Here is a 20,748-nt window from a genome sequence, read left to right as displayed (position 1 = left end):
TCCTTTATTTAAAATAACGTTTCACCATAGGCAACTGCATCACATTGATATAAACATGGATTGCTCCTACAAGCAATAAGGACAGTAATTGAATCTTTCCTGTCAAGAAAGAAATGATAAAAAGAAAAATATATAAGATTGGCAAGACATACTGATTTAATTGGAATAAAATCCGAAAACTCTGTTCCAAATTAGCCTGGCGCTCCCCTTCATCGTAAGAATTGATAAAGTCCATGACATCCTTTGGTGTAGAGAAAAATGCCAAATCAAACTGACGAACAATAGCAATGGTCTTAAAAAGATATTTTTGAGCATTGAAAACCAACACTAATGCCAAAAAAGAAAGAGATAAGGTTAGATTGCTTCTATTTAGTACAATCTCTTCACTTACTGAAATGAAGAGAGCCAATAAAATCGCTACGATTGCAATATTAAAAGCAATGCTTCCAAACTCGAGATTTCGATACATTTGCACATAATAGCTTTCATTCAGATCATCATCCATTTCCTCTTGATACAAGGAGTGAAATGTTCTGCTTTTCTTTAAGAAATTGAACGTCAAAAGAATGCTAATGAAACCTATCAGTAAACAAATAGCTGATATCCAGGGTATTAAGATTTTTACATCTAAAATAATTCCGTTGGATTCGGCACCAGCCTTAAACATCCCTACAAAACCGCCCAAGAAACCTCCTAAGACAACAGACATTAAAAATAACAATCCACCTTTATTTTTCTTTTTCATTTTCATTCTCCTTTTTCACTTGCTAGATTGTTTACTTTCTTTTCAATCCATTCAATTACTGGGATGAGGACAAAGTAGGCCCAAATAAATTGGTTACTTTGATATGGATTAAACCAGCCTAAGTCTATCCCAATCAATAGAAGCACGCTGACTAATAGAGCTGTGACCACTACATAATAAATCACTTTAAACTTATTCATCACTCGTTCTCCTCCAAGCGAAATACCGATTCGACTGTTTCGTTGAAAATTTGAGATATTTTCAAGGCAATGATAATGGATGGGGTGTATTCATCCCGTTCTAATAGACTAATGGTCTGCCTGGAAACCCCTGCTAGCTTGGCTAGGTCGGTTTGATTGAGACCATCGCGAGCCCGAAGCTCTTTTAAACGATTTTTAAGCATTCCTTTCTCCTTTTCTCTTAACTTGCTTACATTGTAACACATCTTTTTCTTTTTGACAAGCATATTTGTCAAAAAGTTTATGATTTTTGTCATTTTGCAAAAGAAAAAGGTCAGGAGTAGGTTCCTGACCAGTTTATCTATCATTAAAATCCTAGTTTTTCAAAGATTTCTGAGAAGTTTTGGCTGATTGTCTCAAGCGCAACTTCCACTTCTTCTCGTGTTTGGTTGTTCTTGACCGTCACTTGTCCGCTTTCGACTTCGCTCTCACCTAGAGTGATGAGGGTCTTAGCCGCAAAGACATCGGCTGACTTGAACTGAGCTTTGAGCTTACGGTTGAGGTAATCACGCTCTGCTTTGAAACCTTGTTGGCGAAGAGCCTGTACCAATTCCAAGGCCTTAACATTTGCTCCTTCTCCCAAGACTGCGATATAGATATCTAGGGCATTTTCGATAGGGAGGGCCACACCTTGCTTTTCAAGAATGAGAAGCAGGCGCTCTACACCAAGTCCAAAACCAAAGCCAGCAGTTTCAGGACCACCAAAGTAGGCAACCAAACCATCGTAACGACCACCCGCACAGACGGTCAAGTCATTGCCCTCGATCTCAGTGATAAACTCGAAAATGGTGTGGTTGTAGTAGTCCAGACCACGCACCATATTGGTATCAATGATATAGTCTACCCCAAGATTTTCCAACATCTGACGCACCGCATCAAAATGAGCTTGGCTTTCTTCATCAAGGAAGTCCAAGATAGACGGTGCATTCTCCACTGCCACCTTGTCTTCTTTTTCCTTAGAGTCCAAGACACGGAGAGGGTTTTCCTCCAAGCGACGCTGGCTATCCTTAGACAAGGTCTCCTTGAGCGGTGTCAAATAGTCAATCAAGGCTTGACGATAAGCCGCACGGCTCTCAGGATTTCCAAGCGTATTGAGGTGTAGTTTGACACCTTGGATGCCAATTTCTTTCAAGAAATGGGCTGCCATCGCGATGGTTTCCACATCGGTAGCTGGATTGCTAGAGCCAAAACACTCAACACCAATCTGGTGGAACTGGCGCAAACGCCCTGCCTGTGGACGCTCATAACGGAACATAGGTCCCATATAGTAGAACTTGCTTGGCTTTTGCACTTCTGGGGCGAAGAGTTTATTTTCCACATAGGAACGGACAACGGGTGCAGTTCCTTCTGGACGGAGGGTAATATGACGGTCACCCTTGTCATAGAAGTCATACATTTCCTTGGTTACGATATCCGTTGTATCTCCGACAGAGCGACTGATAACCTCATAATGCTCAAAAATAGGCGTGCGCACTTCTGCATAGTTGTAGCGCTTGAAAATCTCACGGGCAAAGCCCTCAACGTACTGCCACTTGGCAGACTCAGCAGGTAAAATATCCTGCGTTCCTTTTGGTTTTTGTAATTTCATAGGGAATCCTCTTTAAACTTAATAGTCTTATTTTACCATAAATAGAGGGATTAAAACAGTGAGAAAAAAATTAGGATTTAAATATCATTTTTAAGATTAAGGATTGTCATAAGAATAGCCAGCAAGGAAAGACCAACAAATAGCATCCAAGTCAACTGTATATTCCATACGGCAACAAGTGAAAAACAAGCTGTTCCCACAGGTATGGACAAGGTAAACAATAAACCTAAAAAATTACTGGTACGAGCTAAAACCTCTGGAGCTAGATTTTTCATGAGCATGGCACTAATCTTTGGTGAAACTTTACCAGACACATACAAAGTTAAAAATAGAAATAGCAAACCAAGCACGACTTGATTAAATACGTTAGCCAGACCAATTAGAGTGAGCCCTACGGTAGCCCACATCATCAATCTAGGCAAGGACTGCTTCCCAAAATAATCATTGCCCGTAAGGCTACTGATGATGACTGCTACTAAAGCACAGAATTGACTGATAAATAGTGCCTCTGTATAAGAAAAATTCAAGAGAGAATGACTCAAAAAGAAGATATTATAAATTCCACCCAAAGCGCCACCCAAGGCATTGATAAGCAAGACAGCAAAGAGCATAAAACCAAAGTTTTTCTGTCCACTTTTAAGAAAAACGAGGCGTAAATTTCGGTAAATTGTTAGGAACTGGTCTTTGATAAAAAGCTTCTCATTTTTTAGGTTTTCACGATCAGCAGATGACATTGACAGGCTCAATTTGCTTTTTCCTAAAAAGAGAATAGAGGCTGATACTAGAAAAAAGCAGGCATTGATTCCCGCAACAAGGGAAAAATTGTTGACCGATAGGCCTAAGAGCCAGACTCCAAAAGCTTGACCACCAATAGCTGAAATATAGGTGATGAACTGGGAAAAAGAGTAAGCTTCCATCAGATCATCTTCAGCTACTTTCTCCTTAATAAGAGGCATGCGCAAGCCACCTGCAAAATCACTAATCACATCACTAATGACATTGATCAAACACAAGCTAGAAAAGGCAAAGAGACTAGCTTGCTGAACAACTAGGGCTGCTAGAAAAAATAAAACCGCCTGAAACAAACCGCTATAGACCATCCATTTGACCTTGTCTCTCGTGTAATCTGCCCGAATCCCTACAAAAACTGTAAAGAGAGTAGGAAGAAGCATGACAATATTCGCCATAGCAACCGCAAAAGAGGCTTGTGGCAAGGTCGATGCATAAACGATAAAGACCAGATTGAAAATTGAAGCACCAAAAGCATTGAAGAAACGTGACAAAGTCAAGAGTCGATAAGCTTGATTTCTAAACAATAGTTTCATAGATAATTTCCCTTCTTGTTCAAATACTCAATGAAAATCAAAGAGCAAACTAGGAAGCTAGCCGCAGGCTGTACTTGAGTACGGCAAGGTGAAGCTGACGTGGTTTGAATTTGATTTTCGAAGAGTATAAGTTTTATGTGAAGTATGACTATAGTATAGCACTTAGAAATTTTAGAGGAAAAACTTTTGAATATATGCAACAAAAAAATAAGTAAAAAGAGACGATAGAATTTCTCCAGTGACACGAGAGAGCTCAACAATTCTATCGCTTCAAATTTTAAATAATTTTCTTAGTTTGCAGATATTCAACAATCGGTCGTTTTTCTATAGTATTCGGCAGATTTATTACAGCCAAGCATCTCAAAAATACGGACAGCATCTTCCATCTTTTTCTGACCTTCCTTGACTCTGCCTTGCTTGCTATCAAGGAGACCTTCCGCCCACAAATAGACAATTCGGAAATAGGTCTCATTTTCCTTGTAGAAATGCTCTTCGATAACACGTTTAAAATAAGAGGCATTGGTAAATTCTTCACACTCAATGCTGGCTAAAAAACCATTCAATAGTATAGTGTGAAAAAGGTTTCGATTGCCAGACATTTCCATTAGAAAATCAGATTTACGTACCATCTCTCTAACATACCTAGTGAAAAGGGAAACAGATAGAAATGGTGAACTGACTGAAAATAAATTGAGTTCATAGATTCCCCAGATCTCGGTAGAAAACAAATAATCATGAAGAACTTCCCCTTCCTCTGCTGTTAACTCCACCCTTTCATCCATGCTCTTCATATAAGACTTGATAATAATGGCATTTAGAATATGTTTCTGTTTGTTTTGAGAATGGGCATGCTTTTGACACTCCCTGCGATACAAGTCCTCAAGCGGAGCTATATTCTTTGGATCCAAGACATCTATGATTCCTTTTCTCAACTCAGAATCTGTATCATACTGAAAACCTCTCGCCAGAAAGAGGATTTCCTCTACACTGGCAGATATATTTTCTAGGGCAAATAGAAACTTTTCTACCGAAAGTTCACTCTGACCTGTTTCAAAGCGAGACAACATAGACGGCGAAAATTGTCCCCCAGTCGCTTGTCTCAGCGAGATATTTCTTGACTCTCGTAATTGTCTAAAGACTTTTCCAATCTGCTCCATAGCCTTCCCCTTAATCGAGTATTTTCTTTATGTTATCATATTTTTCAGAAAATTCATCAAAAACTTGCCAAATTGTCAGAATTATGAGAAAATAGAGGATATTTATCACGTGGAGGGACTGTAATGAGAGATGATATCAAAATCAATGACCGTGCTTTGGCCTTGCAAGACCAAATTATCGAAAAACTAGAGAAGGTTTTTGACACAGATGTGGAATTGGATGTGTACAATCTAGGGCTGATTTATGAAATCAATCTGGATGAAACTGGGCTCTGCAAGATTGTCATGACCTTCACCGACACCGCCTGTGATTGCGCCGAAAGCCTACCTATCGAAATCGTGGCAGGTCTGAAACAAATCGAGGGTATTGAAGATGTCAAGGTTGAAGTTACCTGGTCGCCTGCCTGGAAGATCACACGAATCAGTCGCTACGGTCGTATTGCCCTTGGACTGCCACCTCGTTAAACAGGCAAATTACTTTTGAAGATGAAAAGAAGCAAGCCGAGATTGGCTTGCTTTTTAAGTTTATTTTTTACCTGACTTGTCCATATTCCAGAAGTCTGTCACGGCTCCGCGTGAAGCAGATGATACAATATGGGCATATTTACCGAGGACACCACGGCTATAAAGTGGTGGCAAGGTTGTTTCTGCCTTGCGTTTTTCAAGTTCTTCTTCGGATACGGCCATGGAAATTTCTTTGGTATCTTGGTCAACCGTAACGATATCACCTGTACGAAGGTAGGCAATTGGTCCACCATCCTGAGCTTCAGGAGCGATATGTCCAACAACCAGACCATAAGTACCACCAGAGAAACGGCCATCCGTCAAGAGGGCAACCTTGTCTCCTTGACCTTTACCAACGATCATGGATGAAAGTGACAGCATCTCAGGCATACCAGGACCACCCTTAGGTCCAACAAAACGAACAACGACTACATCGCCATCAACGATTTCATCTGTCAAAACAGCCTGAATCGCATCTTCTTCTGAGTCAAAGACCTTAGCTGGTCCAACGTGACGACGCACTTTAACACCTGATACCTTGGCAACCGCACCGTCAGGGGCAAGATTCCCGTTCAAGATGATAAGCGGACCGTCCGCACGTTTTGGATTTTCAAGTGGCATGATGACTTTTTGACCTGGTGTGAGATCTGCAAAGTCAGCTAAGTTCTCAGCAACTGTCTTACCAGTACATGTGATGCGATCTCCGTGAAGGAAACCATTTGCCAAGAGATATCTCATAACCGCAGGCACACCACCGACTTCGTAGAGATCTTGGAAGACATACTGACCAGATGGTTTCAAGTCAGCCAAGTGAGGCACACGTTCTTGGATCGTATTGAAGTCCTCAAGTGACAAGTCAACATTGGCAGCATGGGCAATGGCAAGCAAGTGAAGAGTGGCATTTGTAGAACCACCGAGAGCCATGGTTACAGTGATAGCATCTTCAAAGGCTTCACGAGTCAAGATATCTGATGGCTTGAGACCGAGCTCCAACATCTTGACAACAGCACGTCCTGCTGCTTCGATATCTTCTTTCTTATCAGCTGATTCAGCTGGGTGAGATGAAGATCCTGGCAAACTCATACCTAGAACTTCAATAGCAGTCGCCATAGTATTAGCAGTGTACATACCACCACAGCCACCAGGGCCAGGGCAGGCATTACATTCAAGACGTTTCACATCCTCAGCCGTCATATCACCGTGGTTCCATTTTCCAATACCCTCAAAAACAGAAACCAAGTCAATGTCCTTGCCATCAAGATTTCCGGGTGCAATAGTTCCACCATAGGCGAAAATAGCTGGGATATCCATATTAGCAATGGCAATCATAGAACCAGGCATGTTCTTGTCACAACCACCGATAGCGACGAAGGCATCCACGTTGTGACCACCCATAGCCGCCTCGATTGAGTCCGCAATGATATCACGAGATGTCAAAGAGAAGCGCATACCAGGCGTCCCCATGGCAATCCCGTCCGCTACAGTGATAGTCCCAAATTGTACAGGCCAAGCACCTGCAGATTTGACACCTTCTTTAGCCAATTTCCCAAAATCATGCAAGTGGATGTTACATGGTGTATTTTCCGCCCAAGTCGAAATCACTCCCACAATCGGTGTTTCAAAGTCCTTATCTGTCATACCAGTCGCACGAAGCATGGCACGGTTTGGTGATTTAACCATACTGTCATAAATGCTACTGCGATGACGTTTATCTAATTCAGTCATTTGTTCCCTCCCATTTCAGTTTTTACTATTATAGCACATTTTAAAAGCAATGAACAGAAGAAAATTCTTGAATTTTCAGAAAATTCTATATACATATAAACATTTTAAATTAAAAACAACAAAGCGGATCAGGGCACTTTCTGATGACCAGAATATGCTTTTAATCCGCTTGCTTTAAATAACGTAATGTAATTTTTACAGAAGTTCTTTCAGATAAGTGTATTTAACATCTATCTTGCATTATAAAACTCTAGAACTTTCTCTTTTATATTCGATTCACTCAAACCATATTCATTAAGAAGATAATCCATTTTCCCTACTTGACCGAATCTTTCTTGAACACCCATCCGATGAATTTTTGTTATTCCATCATCAGAGAATAATTCACATAAAGCACTGCCAATTCCACCTATCTGATTGTGGTTTTCTACAGTAAATATAGTTTTTCCACTTAACATTGTTTTTATCTGTTCTGGTATCGGTTTGATTCTAAATAAATCTATCACACCTACTGAATAACCTAATTTAAACAGTTCATCCGCAACTCGAATACTTGGAGCAACCATTATGCCAGAAGCAACTATTACAACATCTTCACCGTGTCTTAACTCAATGTAGCCTTTAGAAAAATCTTCTCCACCTTGATATACAGCCTCTGGAGCTTTTCTAATTGTTCGAATATATTTTAGTCCTTTTAAGTCTAATGTCTGGTTCAAGATTTCACGAAATTGGATATCATCAGTTGCTTCGAAAATGATTGATTTAGGAATTAAACGTAACAATCCAATTTCTTCAAATGGCATATGTGTCCCACCATTCATTTCTGCAGTTACTCCTGCATCTGATCCAATCACAGTGGCATCCAATTGTGCGTATCCAAGAGAAATAAATAATTGATCAAATACTCTTCGTGAAGCAAAAGGGCCAAATGTATGAAGATAAGGTCTAAACCCCTGAATAGATAAACCTGCTGCAAGCCCGACCATTTCTGCTTCCATGATTCCAACATTCACATAACGGTCTCTAAAGTCCTTTTCAAGATTATTAGTAGCCATAGAACTTGACAAATCTGCTTCTAAAACTACTATATCAGAATAACTTTGGTTAGCCTCTAGAAGGAAATCTCTATACACATGTCGTAATTCTTTCGTACTTCTCATCATTCTGTTTCCTCCAATTCCTGACTTAATCTTTCTACAACTGAAGTTAACATTTGTCTCTCCTCTACAGTAGGGCGAAGATGATGATTGGATTTCATTTCTTCCAGCTCTCGAACTCCTTGACCTTTAGTAGTATCTAATACAATACACTTAGGGGATGAATCATTTGACTGTTTTAATCGGACAATCCCTTCATAAATTTCTCTAATATCTGAACCATTGACCCTAATGGATTCAAATCCAAATGCTGAGAATTTTTCTACAAAATCACCTGGATTACAAATATCCTTTGTAAAACCATCTAATTGTTTTTTGTTATCGTCTACAAATACAATTAAATTAGATAACTGTTGATGAGAAGCAAACTGTATAGCCTCCCAACATTGTCCCTCATTTAACTCACCATCTCCAACAATAGCATAAGTATAAAAGGGACTTTTTCTTATTCTCTGACCATATGCAAGTCCGGTTGCAACACTAATTCCCTGTCCTAAAGAGCCAGTTGTCATATCTATGCCCGGCGTTAGATTTCTATCAGGATGAGACGGTAATTTGGTTCCATTTGTATTTAAAGAATATAAGAATTCTTTGTCAAAGAAACCATTCAAATAGAGTGTGCTGTATAAAGCCGGTCCAGCATGTCCCTTGGATAAAACAAAATAATCTCTATCTCGTGATGCAAATATTTCTGGAGTCATCGGCATTATTTCACCATAAAGCACTGCTAAAACTTCTACTATAGACAGACTCCCTCCATAATGACCGAATCCAAGATGATTCAATGTTCTAAGTGTATTTAATCGGATTTTAGTCGCAAATTTTCTTAACTCATCTTCTCTATTTTCACTTAAAATCATCCCTTATTCCTCCTTTGCAGATGGCTTTTTAATAAAGGATACTCCAAACATAACTGCTAAAATAAGAACAAGACCAATAACAATACCTGCTTGTGAGCCAAATTGATTCAACATTCCTAAAATAATTCCTGATAGACCAAAATCTGCATCTGAGAAAGTTGACCCTTGGAAACCAAGTCCTCCCAAAACTGGCATTAAAAAGACTGGAAGAAAACTAATTAAAATACCTTGTAAAAATGCTCCAATAGTGGCTCCACGAACACCACCAGATGCATTCCCGATGACACCTGCAGTCGCTCCACAGAAGAAATGAGGCACAACGCCTGGTAAGATGACAACCGTTCCTGAAGCAATCATAATTGCCATACTTACTAAACCACCAACAAAACTAGAGATAAATCCAATTAGGACTGCATTAGGTGCATAAGTATAAACAATCGGACAATCCAAAGCAGGTTTTGAATTAGGTACGAGACGCTCTGAGATACCTTTAAAGGCTGGAACAATTTCACCCAAAATAAGGCGAACACCTGCTAAAATAACAAATACACCTGCTGCAAATTGACCTGCTAATTGTAAAGCATAAACTAGACCACTTGTACCATTACTGATTTCTTTTTCTATATATTCTGACCCTGCAAAGATAGCTACAATAATGTAAATAACTGCCATAGATAAAGTAATACTAACAGTACTATCACGTAAAAAAGCTAAACTCTTTGGGAATTTAATGTCCTCTGTTGATTTTGATTTGTCACCGATAAGGCTACCAGTGAAACCACTCAACCAATATCCCAAAGAACTGAAATGACCTAAAGCTACCTTGTCATTTCCAGTTAATTGAACCATATATTTTTGTACAAATGCTGGAGAAATACTCATAATAATACCGAGTGCTAATCCTCCTAGTAAGATAAGAGGCAAACTAGTAAAGCCAGCAACTGATAAAATGACCGCAATCATACACGCCATATATAGAGTGTGGTGCCCTGTTAAAAAGATATATTTAAATCGAGTAAAACGAGCGATTAAGATATTGAACACCATACCTGCAAACATAATCATTGCAGTAGCTGAGCCATATGTTGTTAAAGCTACAGCTACAATTGCTTCATTATTCGGTACAACTCCAGATAAATGAAAAGCATGTTCAAACATGGTACCAAATGGATTCAAAGAATTTTGCACAATTCCTGCACCACCAGATACAACTAAGAAACCAACAAAAGTCTTAATTCCACCTTTAATAATATCAGGTAATTTCTTCTTCTGAAGAACTAATCCTAAGATTGCAATTAAAGCTACTAAAATAGCTGGTGTACTAACAATATCCAATATGAACTTCATCATGACGCTAGCCTCCTATATAAGTTCTTTTTCTTCACAAATTTTAGTAATTAATTCTCGTAGCTCGTCCATATCAATAATACTATTTAAAATACGAACATCTCCAAGATGACTAGCTGAATCAGCTAAATCACGACCAACAATCCAAATATCGGCTGCATTTGGATCTGCTCCACCTAAATCATAATGTTCAACTTCTACATCTGAAACATTCAAATCACTCAATACAGATTCAATATTCATCTGTACCATAAAACTTGAACCTAATCCTGAACCACAAGCTGTACCAATTTTTAACATTATCTAATCCTCCTGTTTAATTATCATTTTAATGTCATCATAGTTTTTTGATGAAATTAAAGCTTGAACATGATTTTTATCTCTTAAAATTGTTGTTAAATGTGACAAAGCCTTTAAATGACTCTCATTATCAATGGCTGCAATACAAATCAACAATCTTACCTCTTGTTCTGGATTATCCAATAAATAAATCGGCTCTTCCAAAACTAACATTGACATTCCTATTTCATTCACGCCTTCATCTGGTCGAGCGTGAGGAATTGCTACTCCCTTCCCTAAATTAATAAAAGGTCCAAACTCTTCTACTTTTTGAATCATTGCCTCAGGGTAGTTCTCAGTTATCTTATGTTGATCCAAAAGCGGTTTAGCTGCTAAACGAATCGCCTCCTTCCATCCTAATTTTTTCGAACTAACCTGATAGGTTTCTTTTGTAATTAATTCTTCTAACAATGGTAACATTTCCTTTCTATTCATTTCTTGATAGAGATATCGCTTTAATGCTAATTTCAACTCTAATTCTTGTGTGATTACACTATATCGTCTTACTATACTAATTATCTGATTCAGCTCAATATCTTGATAACCTGTATCCGGAAAATCTTTTGATACCAATTCAACTAACTGTGTTGTTTGTTCTTCCGTCATCATAACAGAAACTAGATAATTTGGCTTCTCTGTATCCACCTTTATAGTAGAAAAAACCATATCATAGTCACTACTAGTTTTCGCATATAAATCATCAATCTTTGAGGTTCCTATAAACTCAATTTGAGGGAATAATGCTAATAGATTCTCTTTTATCATCAATGAAGAACTAATTCCATTAGGACAGATAATTGCTGCTTTATAACATTTTTGAGGCAAATTGTCTGCTTTCTTTAAATATCCTCCAAAATGGATAACAAAATATGCTGTTTCACTATCAGGTATGGGCTTGTCAATAGCGTCCATCAAGGGAGTCAAAGAATCTTTTACTAGTTCAAATAAATCAGGATAATGTTCTTTAACATGCAACACATATTCATTTGAGCTAGGTAAGCCGAACTTTAATCTATAGTAAGCCGGTATAAGGTGGCGGCGAAGATTTTCTCTCAATACTTCTCTTTGTTTAAAATGTAACAAAGAAATATCTTCCATTCTACTTATAATAGCCTCTGTTAATTGATTAAAGTAAACCGGAGCAACATCTACTTCACCTTCAAAGCAACTTGATAATAAAACTGTGACATAGCGATAATCATCCTCTGAAAATACCGTATCTATAATTCCCAAATCAACTACTGTATCTAATAAAATAGTCGTTATATCTTGAATAATAGGAGATACTAATGTCTCTGAAAGACATACTCTTTCAACATCCCTTTGATACCTACATATAATGAATACTAAACCGAAAAGGCAAACTTTTAATTGATTAACAATAGGTACTATCTGTAGCTTTTCATAATAATCTTTAACTACCTGATCAATCAAATCATAAGTTAATGAATACCCCCAACTGGATAAAACATAATCCAACCCCCAAATCCCTATGGAGGATTCCAGCAACTCACTAACCATTTGAAAAGCTAAACGGTGCTTATTCCACTCTGAACCGTGTAAAGTATAACCTTTTGCTCTACTGTACCCTAGCTCCAAATCATTATCCAACATAATCTTTCTTAATGATTGAATATCAGATAAGGTTGTATTCTTACTTACTTTCAAAAAGTCTTGGTAATGATTATTCGATATAAAATCTAATCGACAAAAAGTGTAAAGATAGATTAATGCTAAGCGAGTCGACTTTGGTAAAACCAATTCATCCGACTTAATAATATCTGTCAAAGACTGCTTCGTACGATTTGATAAACTATAGCGACCTTGTTTTTTATCCAGTACTATCCCTTTATTAGCTAGATAAGGCACTAAATAATCTATTCCTTCTTTGACTTCCTTTATAGGTAAGCTCACCTTAACAGATAATTCATATAATGATAGCTCACAATGATCCATCAAAGTCATCAAAATAACTAGTGCTCTATAATCAAACATTTCTCTTCCTTTCTAACTACAATTATAGTGTAAAAGTTATAAGAATAAAAGAGTATTTCAGCACAATATAATCTCACCTCCTACAAGTAATTATTGGGCTGAAACTTTTTAGTGATTATTTGTCAACTTTCTATTAATTTTTAAAAACAAAATGATATCATTTAGATATCAAATAACAGAGGTCATTCTTATGACTGAAAAACTAATCAATTCATAACCAAATGGTGTATTAGCATTGATTCTCATTGAGTTGACAATCGTACTTGGTATCTTTATATTTAAAATGGGTGTTGGTTCGGAAAACATTTTTGGAATTATTATCGGACCTTTACTAATCGTAATTGCAACGCTAACTCATGCTGGTTTAAAAGTTGTCAAACCTCAGGAGGCTATGGTTCTGACACTCTTTGGTAACTATACAGGTACCATCAAAGAACCTGGCTTTTACTTTGTCAATCCCTTCAGCGTAGCAGTCAACCCTGCAAACCACACTCGACTTGGACAAAGTGGTGATGTTAGCACAAAATCTCCTTTTTTAGGAGCTAAATCATCAAATGACAATGACTGCTTAGGAAATCCTTGAAGCACGTATCACTTACCTAGCTTATGCTACAGAAATTACTACCATTATTGATGCCCGTAAGATGATTGTAGATGGTGCTGTAGGAATGGTTGAAATGGCACTAGAACGGCTCAATGAAGGGGAATTGGTAGAGCTTGACGAAGAACGAAAAGCTGCTATGGTTTCAAATCTCCTAGTCGTCCTCTGTGGCAATCATGATGCACAACCAATTGTCAACACAGGAAGTCTTTACTAAAGATGGTTGAAGCTAAAAAAAGCATATCCCCCTTCGACTCTCAACAAAGTTATACGCTGCACTCGCATCATGGGCAGAAGATGACTTTCGTTCAGTCAATGGGCAAATCGAATATCTCCTTACAGAATGTGTCAAACAACGGAAGAAAGACGGAAAATACGTATCAGAAACCATTGACGAACCATTTGAGATTGATATTTAACACCTTCTCCTGTCTGCTAGGTCTGACAGGAGAATTTTTTCATCTTTTTTTGTCAAGTAACTTTACTTTACAAAAAAAATGTGTTATCCTAGTATGGTTGATGAAAATCAGTAGATTGAATCGAATATAAATACCTAAAGGAGAAATCAAAATGGCAGTACCTGCACGTCGCACTTCAAAAGCGAAGAAAAACAAACGTCGTACACACTACAAAGTAACAGCTCCATCTGTAAACTTTGACGAAACTACTGGAGATTACTCACGTTCTCACCGTGTATCACTTAAAGGATACTACAAAGGACGTAAAATCGCTAAAGCTGCATCAGCTGAATAATAGAAGGGAGATACCATGCGCGTAAATATTACACTTGAACACAAAGAATCTGGTGAACGCTTGTACCTTACTTCTAAAAACAAACGTAACACTCCAGACCGTCTTCAATTGAAGAAATACTCACCAAAACTTCGCAAACACGTTGTGTTTACAGAAGTTAAATAAGCATTCAATACGAATCAATACAGAAGAAAAACGCTTGATCAGCGTTTTTTCTTTTTGTTAATTATCTTATATTTCAATTCAAATTCTACTCGTCCTACAATCTTTTTTGTAAAACTGATTTGAATCAGGTAATTTTAGCACTTTACTGCACACTCTAGTTAACCGATGTCGTATTTTTTTCACTATATTAGATATTGCGTGTAAAATAGTTTTTTCATCATCTAACCTGTAGAATGGAGTCTAGTAATTTCAATGTAATAAACTCAAACCACAAACTTCAGTGTTCTAGAATTGTTGAATAAGCTCGGAGGAAATATCAAAACAAAAGCTTGAAATATCGAAAGGGTTGTGTTAGAATGAACTTACAATGTGAGTAAAGTTACAGCATATGTAACTAAAAAAGCCCCACCGTGCCACCGATGGGGTTTTTTGCTACCCTCTAAAAGGGTTAACCATTACTTCTTACGTTTCTTAAGCCATAACTTGAAAAGCTCAGATAACACGTTAATAAGTAACGGAGCTAGAAACACTGTGAGTAAAGTTTCTAACATATGTAACACCTCCCTTCCTTAAAGTGAGGGGGCCAAAATATTATATCATCAATATCACGTAATTCCCAAACAAAAACGCCTTCCTAAGGCGCTATTTTTTCTTGAACAAACGGATGTAGTCCTGTTTACTATGAATAATATCTGATACAAAGACAGCTTTTCTGTCCTCTAAAATATGATAGAAGGCTAGGTAATCGCCTAAAATGATGCATCGAGTTTTGTGGGGTGGGTATATAATAACTCCTACTCTTTCATCAGCATCAAATCCTGCTTCCGGGAAAACTTCAAGACGTTCCAATCCGTAAAGAATATTCTTAACTGTGTTTGCTCCTGCCTGTTCTGAAAAGTAGTTAGCTGAGATATAATCTTTAATACCTCTTAGCTGTTCTTGTACCGTTTCTGAGATAATCAGGCTATATACATTCTCGTTAAATTCCAAGGTTAGCCCTCACTTCATCAAGGCTGTAAGTTCTTCCATGTTCTAAATCGTCAAAGCTACGGGCAATTTCAGCACGCAACCCTGATAGAAGTTCTTCTCTTTCTTTGTCTACTTGAGTTTCAAATGGCAAGGCTTTATTTTCTACAATGTGTTCTAAAAACAAGTTAAAACTAGCTGTCATATCAAGATTTTGCGCTGTGATAATAGCTTTAGCCTTCTCTAACAAGTCTCTGTTAGTCTTAAAGTTTACCTGTGTGTTTTTTTCTAAAACATTCATAGTAGCACCTCCTTTTAGACTATTATATCACTTTAAACTATACAGGTCTAGTTGCGTATAGATACTTATAGCTGGTAGTAAAAACAAAAAAAGCACTAAGGGAAAACGCCCCAAAGTGCTTAATATCAAGGCTCTAAAGCCTATCTTATTCAATAAAATATTACAACATTTTGTTATCTTGCAGTGATTAGGTACAAAAAAACAGGCATAAGCCTGCTATGAATCTAACTTGACTTTCTCAAAAACTATTAAATTCAAATAAGTTGAGAAAACATAAAGGGTAACAAAAAAGGACTTAAAATGATGAGTTCAGCCGGCAAGAAACTAGCACGGTCAAACGTGCTTTTTTTATTACCTAATAATACTATCATACTACATCTGGAATACACACTCAATTATTAGCAATCCCCTTCGATTTGCAGTATAATGATGGAAAGGTGGGTTGATACTCACGGTTCACCAAAAAGACTGATTTGGCGAGTATATGAAGGAGGGATTTATATGGATAGATCAAAAAAGACATGGGAAATTGATGGATATTTATGGTTACATTGTCCCGTTTGCGGAACTGAGGTTATGGACTATGATATCTGTGACGTCTGTCGTTGGCAAAATACAGGTATTATAAATATAGACGGTGGTCCAAATAAGATGACTCTAGCTGAAGCCAAAGAAGCTTACGCAAGGAGAAAAATCGTAAAAATTCGAGAATTTGATACAGTGTTGTTACAAAACGGTCAAACGGTAGCAATTGTCGAGAAGTTAAGCGAAGATACTTTTATTGCTGATATAGGTGATTCACCTAAAGACTGGGATACCATAACAATTACAATCAATGATATTGAAAAAGTAGTGTATTGAAATAGCTAATATATTTGTATAGTGTTGGGAGTGACCTTAAATGAATAAGATTGGGAAAGAGAATTTAATCATTATTAACGGTAGCGAATATGTCCATTGTCCAGTATGTGGTACTGTTACAGCAGTGTATGATATCTGCGACATCTGTCAGTGGCAAAATACAGGAGAAACTAATATAGATGGCGGCCCTAATGAAATGACACTTGCTGAAGCCAAAGAAGCTTACACAAAAGGGATTCCAATAATATAACAGACTATAGTAGTACGAAAGGAGAGACTGATGGAACTTAAAGAATTTAATAACAAGGTTGTCAGAATCACCGATATTGATGGCCAAATATTTAAAGGTGTAGCTCTTTACGAAGACAAAGATGTCTATGATGAAGAACTTGATGGGTTATCCGTTAATTCTGGAACCAGATGGATTAAACTCTTTGAAAATGAAATCAAGGAAATTAAAATTACTGATAAAATCAACCAGTCAAAAAAACCTTAGATTCGTTTCTAAAGGCTTTTAATTAAGCCTAAGATATGTTTTGTTTATACACCACTAAAACACCGTCTCGATAGCTTTTAGCAAAGTCTAGCAGTATATCAGCCTTGAGGCACTCATATTGAGCCTTATCGATGTCTAGCGCCTCGTATAATTGCCATATCTTTAATCTCTCTCCAGTTCGCCTTGTAAAGAGATTGGCGAATATCTCACGTCCTACATCATACAATCACTTATCTTCAAGTCTAAGTCTAGTCTCTGAATTGCTTTTTCAAAATTTTTAATACTTCTTGTTTCTTTTCTACTTCGTCAGTGGTCAAGCTCCTACTCCTTTATGATATAATTAGTTTAAAGAGAAGTGAGGTAGAAATGATAGTGTCGCTACGCAACTTCATAGTATGAGATGACGGGACAGGCACACCGTCCACTACTCTTGAGCGCTTAGATTTTTCTAAGTGCTTTTTTATTTTCTCTTGGTTCACTCTTACTTCAAGACTACTCTCATACCATGAGATAAGCCATTAAGAGGTGTTTTCTCTCTTATCTCCTTACCATTCTGCAGGCAATTAAGGCAAGTTGTTCCTTTTCTTATCTGCTAATCATTTTATAAACATCAAATTTAAAATAACAAACTTTTAAACTTCTATTATTTCCCCAATACGCAAACAATAAAACACTATCAACTCGTTTAAATACACGTTTCAACCATGCTGGTGTACCTAATATTGGATTCCACGGTTTCAGACACACACATGCTAGTCTTTTGCTAAACTCTGGAATACCATATAAAGAATTACAACACCGTCTAGGTCATTCTACACTAGCTATGACTATGGACACTTACAGTCATCTCTCCAAAGAAAAAGTAAAAACAGCCGTCTCATTTTATGAGAAAGCTGTGAGTTCTTTGTAAAGAGGGACAAACAGGGGGACAAACCCAGAAATCAACATTTTAAGACAAAGCAAAAAGCCCACTGTTGTAGGCTTTCTGTAAGATATTTCTTAAAATTAAAGCATTTTGTTGTAGAATTCAACGACAAGTGCTTCGTTGATTTCTGGGTTGATTTCGTCGCGTTCTGGCAAGCGAGTCAATGAACCTTCCAATTTTTCAGCGTCGAATGATACGAATGCTGGACGTCCAAGAGTAGCTTCTACTGCTTCAAGGATAGCTGGAACTTTCAATGATTTTTCACGAACTGAGATCACTTGACCTGGAGTTACGCGGTATGATGGGATATCAACGCGTTTTCCGTCAACAAGGATGTGACCGTGGTTTACGAATTGACGAGCTTGACGACGAGTAGTCGCAAGACCAAGACGGTAAACAACGTTATCCAAACGACGTTCCAAAAGAAGCATGAAGTTGAAACCTAGGATTCCACCTTTGATTTTTGTAGCTTGTACGAACAAGTTACGGAATTGTTTTTCACCTACACCGTAAGTGAAACGAAGTTTTTGTTTTTCAGCCAATTGCAAACCGTATTCTGACAATTTAGAACGGTTGTTTGGTCCGTGTTGTCCTGGTACATAGTTACGACGTGCCAATTCTTTACCTGTACCTGTAAGTGAAAGGCCAAGGCGACGAGCTTGTTTCCAAGATGGTCCTGTATAACGTGACATGTGAATGTCCTCCTGATATAAATAATATTTCGGTGGAAATAGTCACTTAGAAAGCCCTGATTCGTGCAGATGCCCTTCGCCTAAACAGCCAAGGTTACTTATCATAAGACACCTGTTGACGAGCTTCATGCTTTCCTGCTGATATTTCGCACAAAATCCATTCTACCATGAATGGCTAGATTTGTAAAGGGGTTTTAGGTTTTATTTTCATTGCCAGAGAGATTGAGAAGGAGGGTAAAGGTACTTCCTATACCGTACTGGCTGCTGACTGTGATTTCCCCACCCAATTGATGGGCCAATTCACGCGCAATCGCAAGACCTAAGCCATGACCACCTGTTTTCATGTTACGAGAAGTTTCTACACGATAAAGGCGTTTGAAAATATTCTCCAAATCCTCTGGGGCAATCCCCTGTCCTTCATCGGTCACACTGATTGAAAGCTGGTTATTTTCCAGCTTAGCTACCACTTCCAGCTTGGTTCCTGGAGCTGAGTATTTAAAAGCATTATTGACCAGATTCACCAAGATACGAGAAAGTTTAGCATAATCTCCCTCAATCCGGGCAGACTCTGGGATTACCTGCAAATGGACATCTCGCTCCTCCTGCTCAATCAAGAACTGAAATTCACTCATGCACTCAATCAAGAGCTGGTCCAGAAAAATGCTGTCTTTGCTGGTCGTTTCGACCTGATTTCTAGCTGTGTTTAGGGTCAAAAAATTCAACTCCTCAACCAGTTTATTGAGTCTTTCAGTCTGGCGCCCAATGGTTGCTAGATAATGGTCCTGTTCTCCTTCCTTGATAACCCCATCCAAAATCCCTTCTACCGTCGCTTGGATCGAAGTGATGGGGGTCTTGATATCATGCGAAAGTTGAGCAATCATCAAGCCCTTTTCTCGTTCGCTTTCTTCCAAGGAATCAAATGTCGCCTGCAAATCATGGGACATTTCATTGAAAGCTTGGCCTAATTGTTGAAATTCTACAGGGCCTTGAACCTCCAGATTTGCAGGGAAATCCTTGTCCGCTACTCTCTTGGCATGTTCCTTGAGTTTGCCCAATGAAGTAAAGACCGGCGATAGGAGAAAGAGACTAATCCCAGCACCGATAAAACTAGCCACTAGAGTCATACCCACTAGGAAATAAATTTCTCTTTCTTCAATTAACATTCGCTGGATGGCCCAAAAAACCACGATAATCGTTAGGAGTGTTGAAATGACATACCCCACTAAAATATAACTTTTTAATTTCATTAACTACCTCGTGCTTTCTCAATTTTGTAGCCCAAGCCCCAGACGGTTTTGATGGTGGGTGTTTCTGAACTAGCATGTTTAGCCAACTCCTGTCGAAGAGCATGAATATGAACATTCAAGGTATTGGTGTCATCCACATAGTCTTCTTGCCAGACCTTTTCATAGAGGTCTGTCTTAGAGAAAACCCGCTCTGGATTGCTGGCTAAAAGCCATAGAAGTTCGAAGGATTTGACGGTCAAATCAAGCGCCACATCTCCAACTTGGACCTCATGGCTACCATGATTCATCCGTAAATTCCCGAGACTGACGACTTCTGTCTCACCTCCACGATGAAGGCGACGCAAGATATTGTGGACACGCAAAACCAGCTCACGAGGACTAAAGGGCTTGGCAATAAAGTCATCTGCCCCTAAGCTCAAGCCGTAAATCTTGTCCTGCTCACTGGTCTTAGCCGTGATAAAGAGAAAAGGCTGATCCGGAGATTGATACTGAACTTCGCTAATCAAATCATAACCATCCATCCGAGGCATCATGATATCTGTAATAATCAAATCAATTGGTTTTCTCTTGAAGATTTCTAAGGCCTCTACTCCATCATGGGCCACCAAAACCTGATATCCTGCCTGAACCAGATAACGTTGATGAATATCTGTGATTTCTACCTCGTCGTCAACGAGTAAAATTGTCTTTCCCATCTGTCTCTCCTTTGAAAAAAACAGTGCTATACCACAATAGTATAACACTATTTTAATCTCTTTAC

Annotated in this window: 23 protein-coding genes and 3 pseudogenes; 9 read left to right on the top strand and 17 right to left on the bottom strand. The window is 38.2% G+C overall.

The genetic code is table 11. The features are described 5' to 3' along the window. Positions 1–4: 4 nt before the first annotated feature. The 6 genes from B7703_RS03220 to rgg all read right to left on the bottom strand — a co-directional run bounded on the left by B7703_RS03220 (position 5) and on the right by rgg (position 5,054). A complete protein-coding gene (locus tag B7703_RS03220; protein WP_192851954.1) occupies positions 5–745 on the bottom strand; it encodes a DUF3169 family protein in 741 nt (246 codons plus the stop codon). Positions 746–747: 2 nt separating this feature from the next. Beyond that, complete coding sequence (locus B7703_RS03215) at positions 748–945, bottom strand: hypothetical protein (RefSeq protein WP_084923600.1); 198 nt, start codon at positions 943–945, stop codon at positions 748–750. Further along, entirely contained in the window at positions 945–1,148 is a 204-nt protein-coding gene (locus B7703_RS09755; RefSeq protein ID WP_141230461.1) for a helix-turn-helix transcriptional regulator, read from the bottom strand. The genes B7703_RS03215 and B7703_RS09755 overlap by 1 nt, the downstream gene beginning before the upstream one ends. 143 nt (positions 1,149–1,291) lie before the next feature. After that, entirely contained in the window at positions 1,292–2,572 is a 1,281-nt protein-coding gene (gene hisS, locus B7703_RS03205; protein WP_084923597.1) for a histidine--tRNA ligase, read from the bottom strand. 77 nt (positions 2,573–2,649) lie between these two features. Then, entirely contained in the window at positions 2,650–3,897 is a 1,248-nt protein-coding gene (locus B7703_RS03200) for an MFS transporter (protein WP_084923595.1), read from the bottom strand. Between the two features lie 305 nt (positions 3,898–4,202). Further along, positions 4,203–5,054, bottom strand: a complete 852-nt coding sequence (gene rgg / locus B7703_RS03190; RefSeq protein ID WP_084923594.1) for a quorum-sensing system transcriptional regulator Rgg — start codon at positions 5,052–5,054, stop codon at positions 4,203–4,205. 123 nt (positions 5,055–5,177) lie between these two features. Between rgg and B7703_RS03185 the strand changes: the two genes are divergently transcribed. Further along, positions 5,178–5,519: a metal-sulfur cluster assembly factor gene (locus B7703_RS03185; protein WP_001204052.1), complete on the top strand. Its 342-nt coding sequence runs from the start codon at positions 5,178–5,180 to the stop codon at positions 5,517–5,519. Positions 5,520–5,579: 60 nt separating this feature from the next. Here B7703_RS03185 and ilvD read toward each other — a convergent pair whose 3' ends face one another. The 6 genes from ilvD to B7703_RS03155 form a co-directional block, all read right to left on the bottom strand. Further along, positions 5,580–7,283, bottom strand: a complete 1,704-nt coding sequence (ilvD, locus tag B7703_RS03180) for a dihydroxy-acid dehydratase (protein ID WP_000137346.1) — start codon at positions 7,281–7,283, stop codon at positions 5,580–5,582. Between the two features lie 230 nt (positions 7,284–7,513). Beyond that, complete coding sequence (locus B7703_RS03175; RefSeq protein ID WP_000986407.1) at positions 7,514–8,446, bottom strand: transketolase family protein; 933 nt, start codon at positions 8,444–8,446, stop codon at positions 7,514–7,516. Further along, positions 8,443–9,300 (bottom strand): transketolase, encoded by an 858-nt coding sequence (locus B7703_RS03170; RefSeq protein WP_000603569.1) that lies wholly within the window; start codon positions 9,298–9,300, stop codon positions 8,443–8,445. The genes B7703_RS03175 and B7703_RS03170 overlap by 4 nt, the downstream gene beginning before the upstream one ends. Before the next feature lie 3 nt (positions 9,301–9,303). Next, a complete protein-coding gene (locus tag B7703_RS03165) occupies positions 9,304–10,650 on the bottom strand; it encodes a PTS ascorbate transporter subunit IIC (protein WP_000975289.1) in 1,347 nt (448 codons plus the stop codon). Positions 10,651–10,662: 12 nt separating this feature from the next. Further along, positions 10,663–10,947 carry a PTS sugar transporter subunit IIB gene (locus tag B7703_RS03160; RefSeq protein ID WP_000912473.1) on the bottom strand — a complete coding sequence of 95 codons (285 nt, stop codon included), beginning with the start codon at positions 10,945–10,947 and terminating at the stop codon, positions 10,663–10,665. Positions 10,948–10,950: 3 nt separating this feature from the next. Continuing rightward, positions 10,951–12,981, bottom strand: a complete 2,031-nt coding sequence (locus B7703_RS03155) for a BglG family transcription antiterminator (RefSeq protein ID WP_000460910.1) — start codon at positions 12,979–12,981, stop codon at positions 10,951–10,953. A 235-nt stretch (positions 12,982–13,216) separates the two neighbouring features. Between B7703_RS03155 and B7703_RS10045 the strand changes: the two are divergent. The 4 genes and pseudogenes from B7703_RS10045 to rpmG all read left to right on the top strand — a co-directional run bounded on the left by B7703_RS10045 (position 13,217) and on the right by rpmG (position 14,500). Next, a pseudogene (locus tag B7703_RS10045) lies at positions 13,217–13,799 on the top strand (SPFH domain-containing protein). Between the two features lie 25 nt (positions 13,800–13,824). Then, positions 13,825–14,001, top strand: a complete 177-nt coding sequence (locus tag B7703_RS03140) for a type II toxin-antitoxin system antitoxin (RefSeq protein WP_033608448.1) — start codon at positions 13,825–13,827, stop codon at positions 13,999–14,001. Between the two features lie 151 nt (positions 14,002–14,152). Further along, the gene (gene rpmF / locus B7703_RS03135) at positions 14,153–14,335 is read left to right on the top strand and encodes a 50S ribosomal protein L32 (RefSeq protein ID WP_000290417.1); all 183 of its coding nucleotides are present in this window, start codon (positions 14,153–14,155) and stop codon (positions 14,333–14,335) included. 15 nt (positions 14,336–14,350) lie between these two features. Then, positions 14,351–14,500, top strand: coding sequence for a 50S ribosomal protein L33 (gene rpmG / locus B7703_RS03130; protein WP_001265622.1), 150 nt, complete (start codon positions 14,351–14,353; stop codon positions 14,498–14,500). 642 nt (positions 14,501–15,142) lie between these two features. Here rpmG and B7703_RS03125 read toward each other — a convergent pair. Both B7703_RS03125 and relB read right to left on the bottom strand, forming a co-directional pair. Continuing rightward, the gene (locus B7703_RS03125; RefSeq protein WP_084923593.1) at positions 15,143–15,490 is read right to left on the bottom strand and encodes a type II toxin-antitoxin system RelE/ParE family toxin; all 348 of its coding nucleotides are present in this window, start codon (positions 15,488–15,490) and stop codon (positions 15,143–15,145) included. Continuing rightward, a complete protein-coding gene (relB, locus tag B7703_RS03120) occupies positions 15,480–15,767 on the bottom strand; it encodes a type II toxin-antitoxin system RelB/ParD family antitoxin (protein ID WP_001101478.1) in 288 nt (95 codons plus the stop codon). Before relB ends, B7703_RS03125 begins: the two co-directional genes overlap by 11 nt. Before the next feature lie 501 nt (positions 15,768–16,268). Here relB and B7703_RS10040 point away from each other — a divergent pair. From B7703_RS10040 to B7703_RS03095, 4 genes and pseudogenes are all read left to right on the top strand, one after another. Further along, positions 16,269–16,454, top strand: a pseudogene (locus B7703_RS10040) (CPCC family cysteine-rich protein); the annotation flags it as partial. Between the two features lie 214 nt (positions 16,455–16,668). Next, positions 16,669–16,878, top strand: coding sequence for a CPCC family cysteine-rich protein (locus tag B7703_RS03110; RefSeq protein ID WP_084923591.1), 210 nt, complete (start codon positions 16,669–16,671; stop codon positions 16,876–16,878). Between the two features lie 30 nt (positions 16,879–16,908). After that, positions 16,909–17,124: a hypothetical protein gene (locus B7703_RS03105; protein WP_084923589.1), complete on the top strand. Its 216-nt coding sequence runs from the start codon at positions 16,909–16,911 to the stop codon at positions 17,122–17,124. A 652-nt stretch (positions 17,125–17,776) separates the two neighbouring features. Beyond that, positions 17,777–18,034 (top strand): annotated as a pseudogene (locus tag B7703_RS03095) (tyrosine-type recombinase/integrase); the annotation flags it as partial. Positions 18,035–18,129: 95 nt separating this feature from the next. On the opposite strand, the gene rpsD reads toward B7703_RS03095, so the two are convergent. From rpsD to B7703_RS03080, 3 genes are all read right to left on the bottom strand, one after another. Then, positions 18,130–18,741 carry a 30S ribosomal protein S4 gene (rpsD, locus tag B7703_RS03090; protein WP_000092756.1) on the bottom strand — a complete coding sequence of 204 codons (612 nt, stop codon included), beginning with the start codon at positions 18,739–18,741 and terminating at the stop codon, positions 18,130–18,132. Between the two features lie 194 nt (positions 18,742–18,935). Then, entirely contained in the window at positions 18,936–19,988 is a 1,053-nt protein-coding gene (locus B7703_RS03085) for a sensor histidine kinase (RefSeq protein WP_084923586.1), read from the bottom strand. Continuing rightward, positions 19,988–20,683 (bottom strand): response regulator transcription factor, encoded by a 696-nt coding sequence (locus tag B7703_RS03080; protein WP_000520654.1) that lies wholly within the window; start codon positions 20,681–20,683, stop codon positions 19,988–19,990. Before B7703_RS03080 ends, B7703_RS03085 begins: the two co-directional genes overlap by 1 nt. Positions 20,684–20,748 lie beyond the last annotated feature (65 nt).

The organism is Streptococcus mitis (assembly GCF_002096735.1).
Lineage (GTDB): Bacteria > Bacillota > Bacilli > Lactobacillales > Streptococcaceae > Streptococcus > Streptococcus mitis_CZ.
The sequence above is the reverse complement of the archived record's forward strand: the minus strand, read 5'-3'. Positions and strand labels throughout refer to the sequence as shown.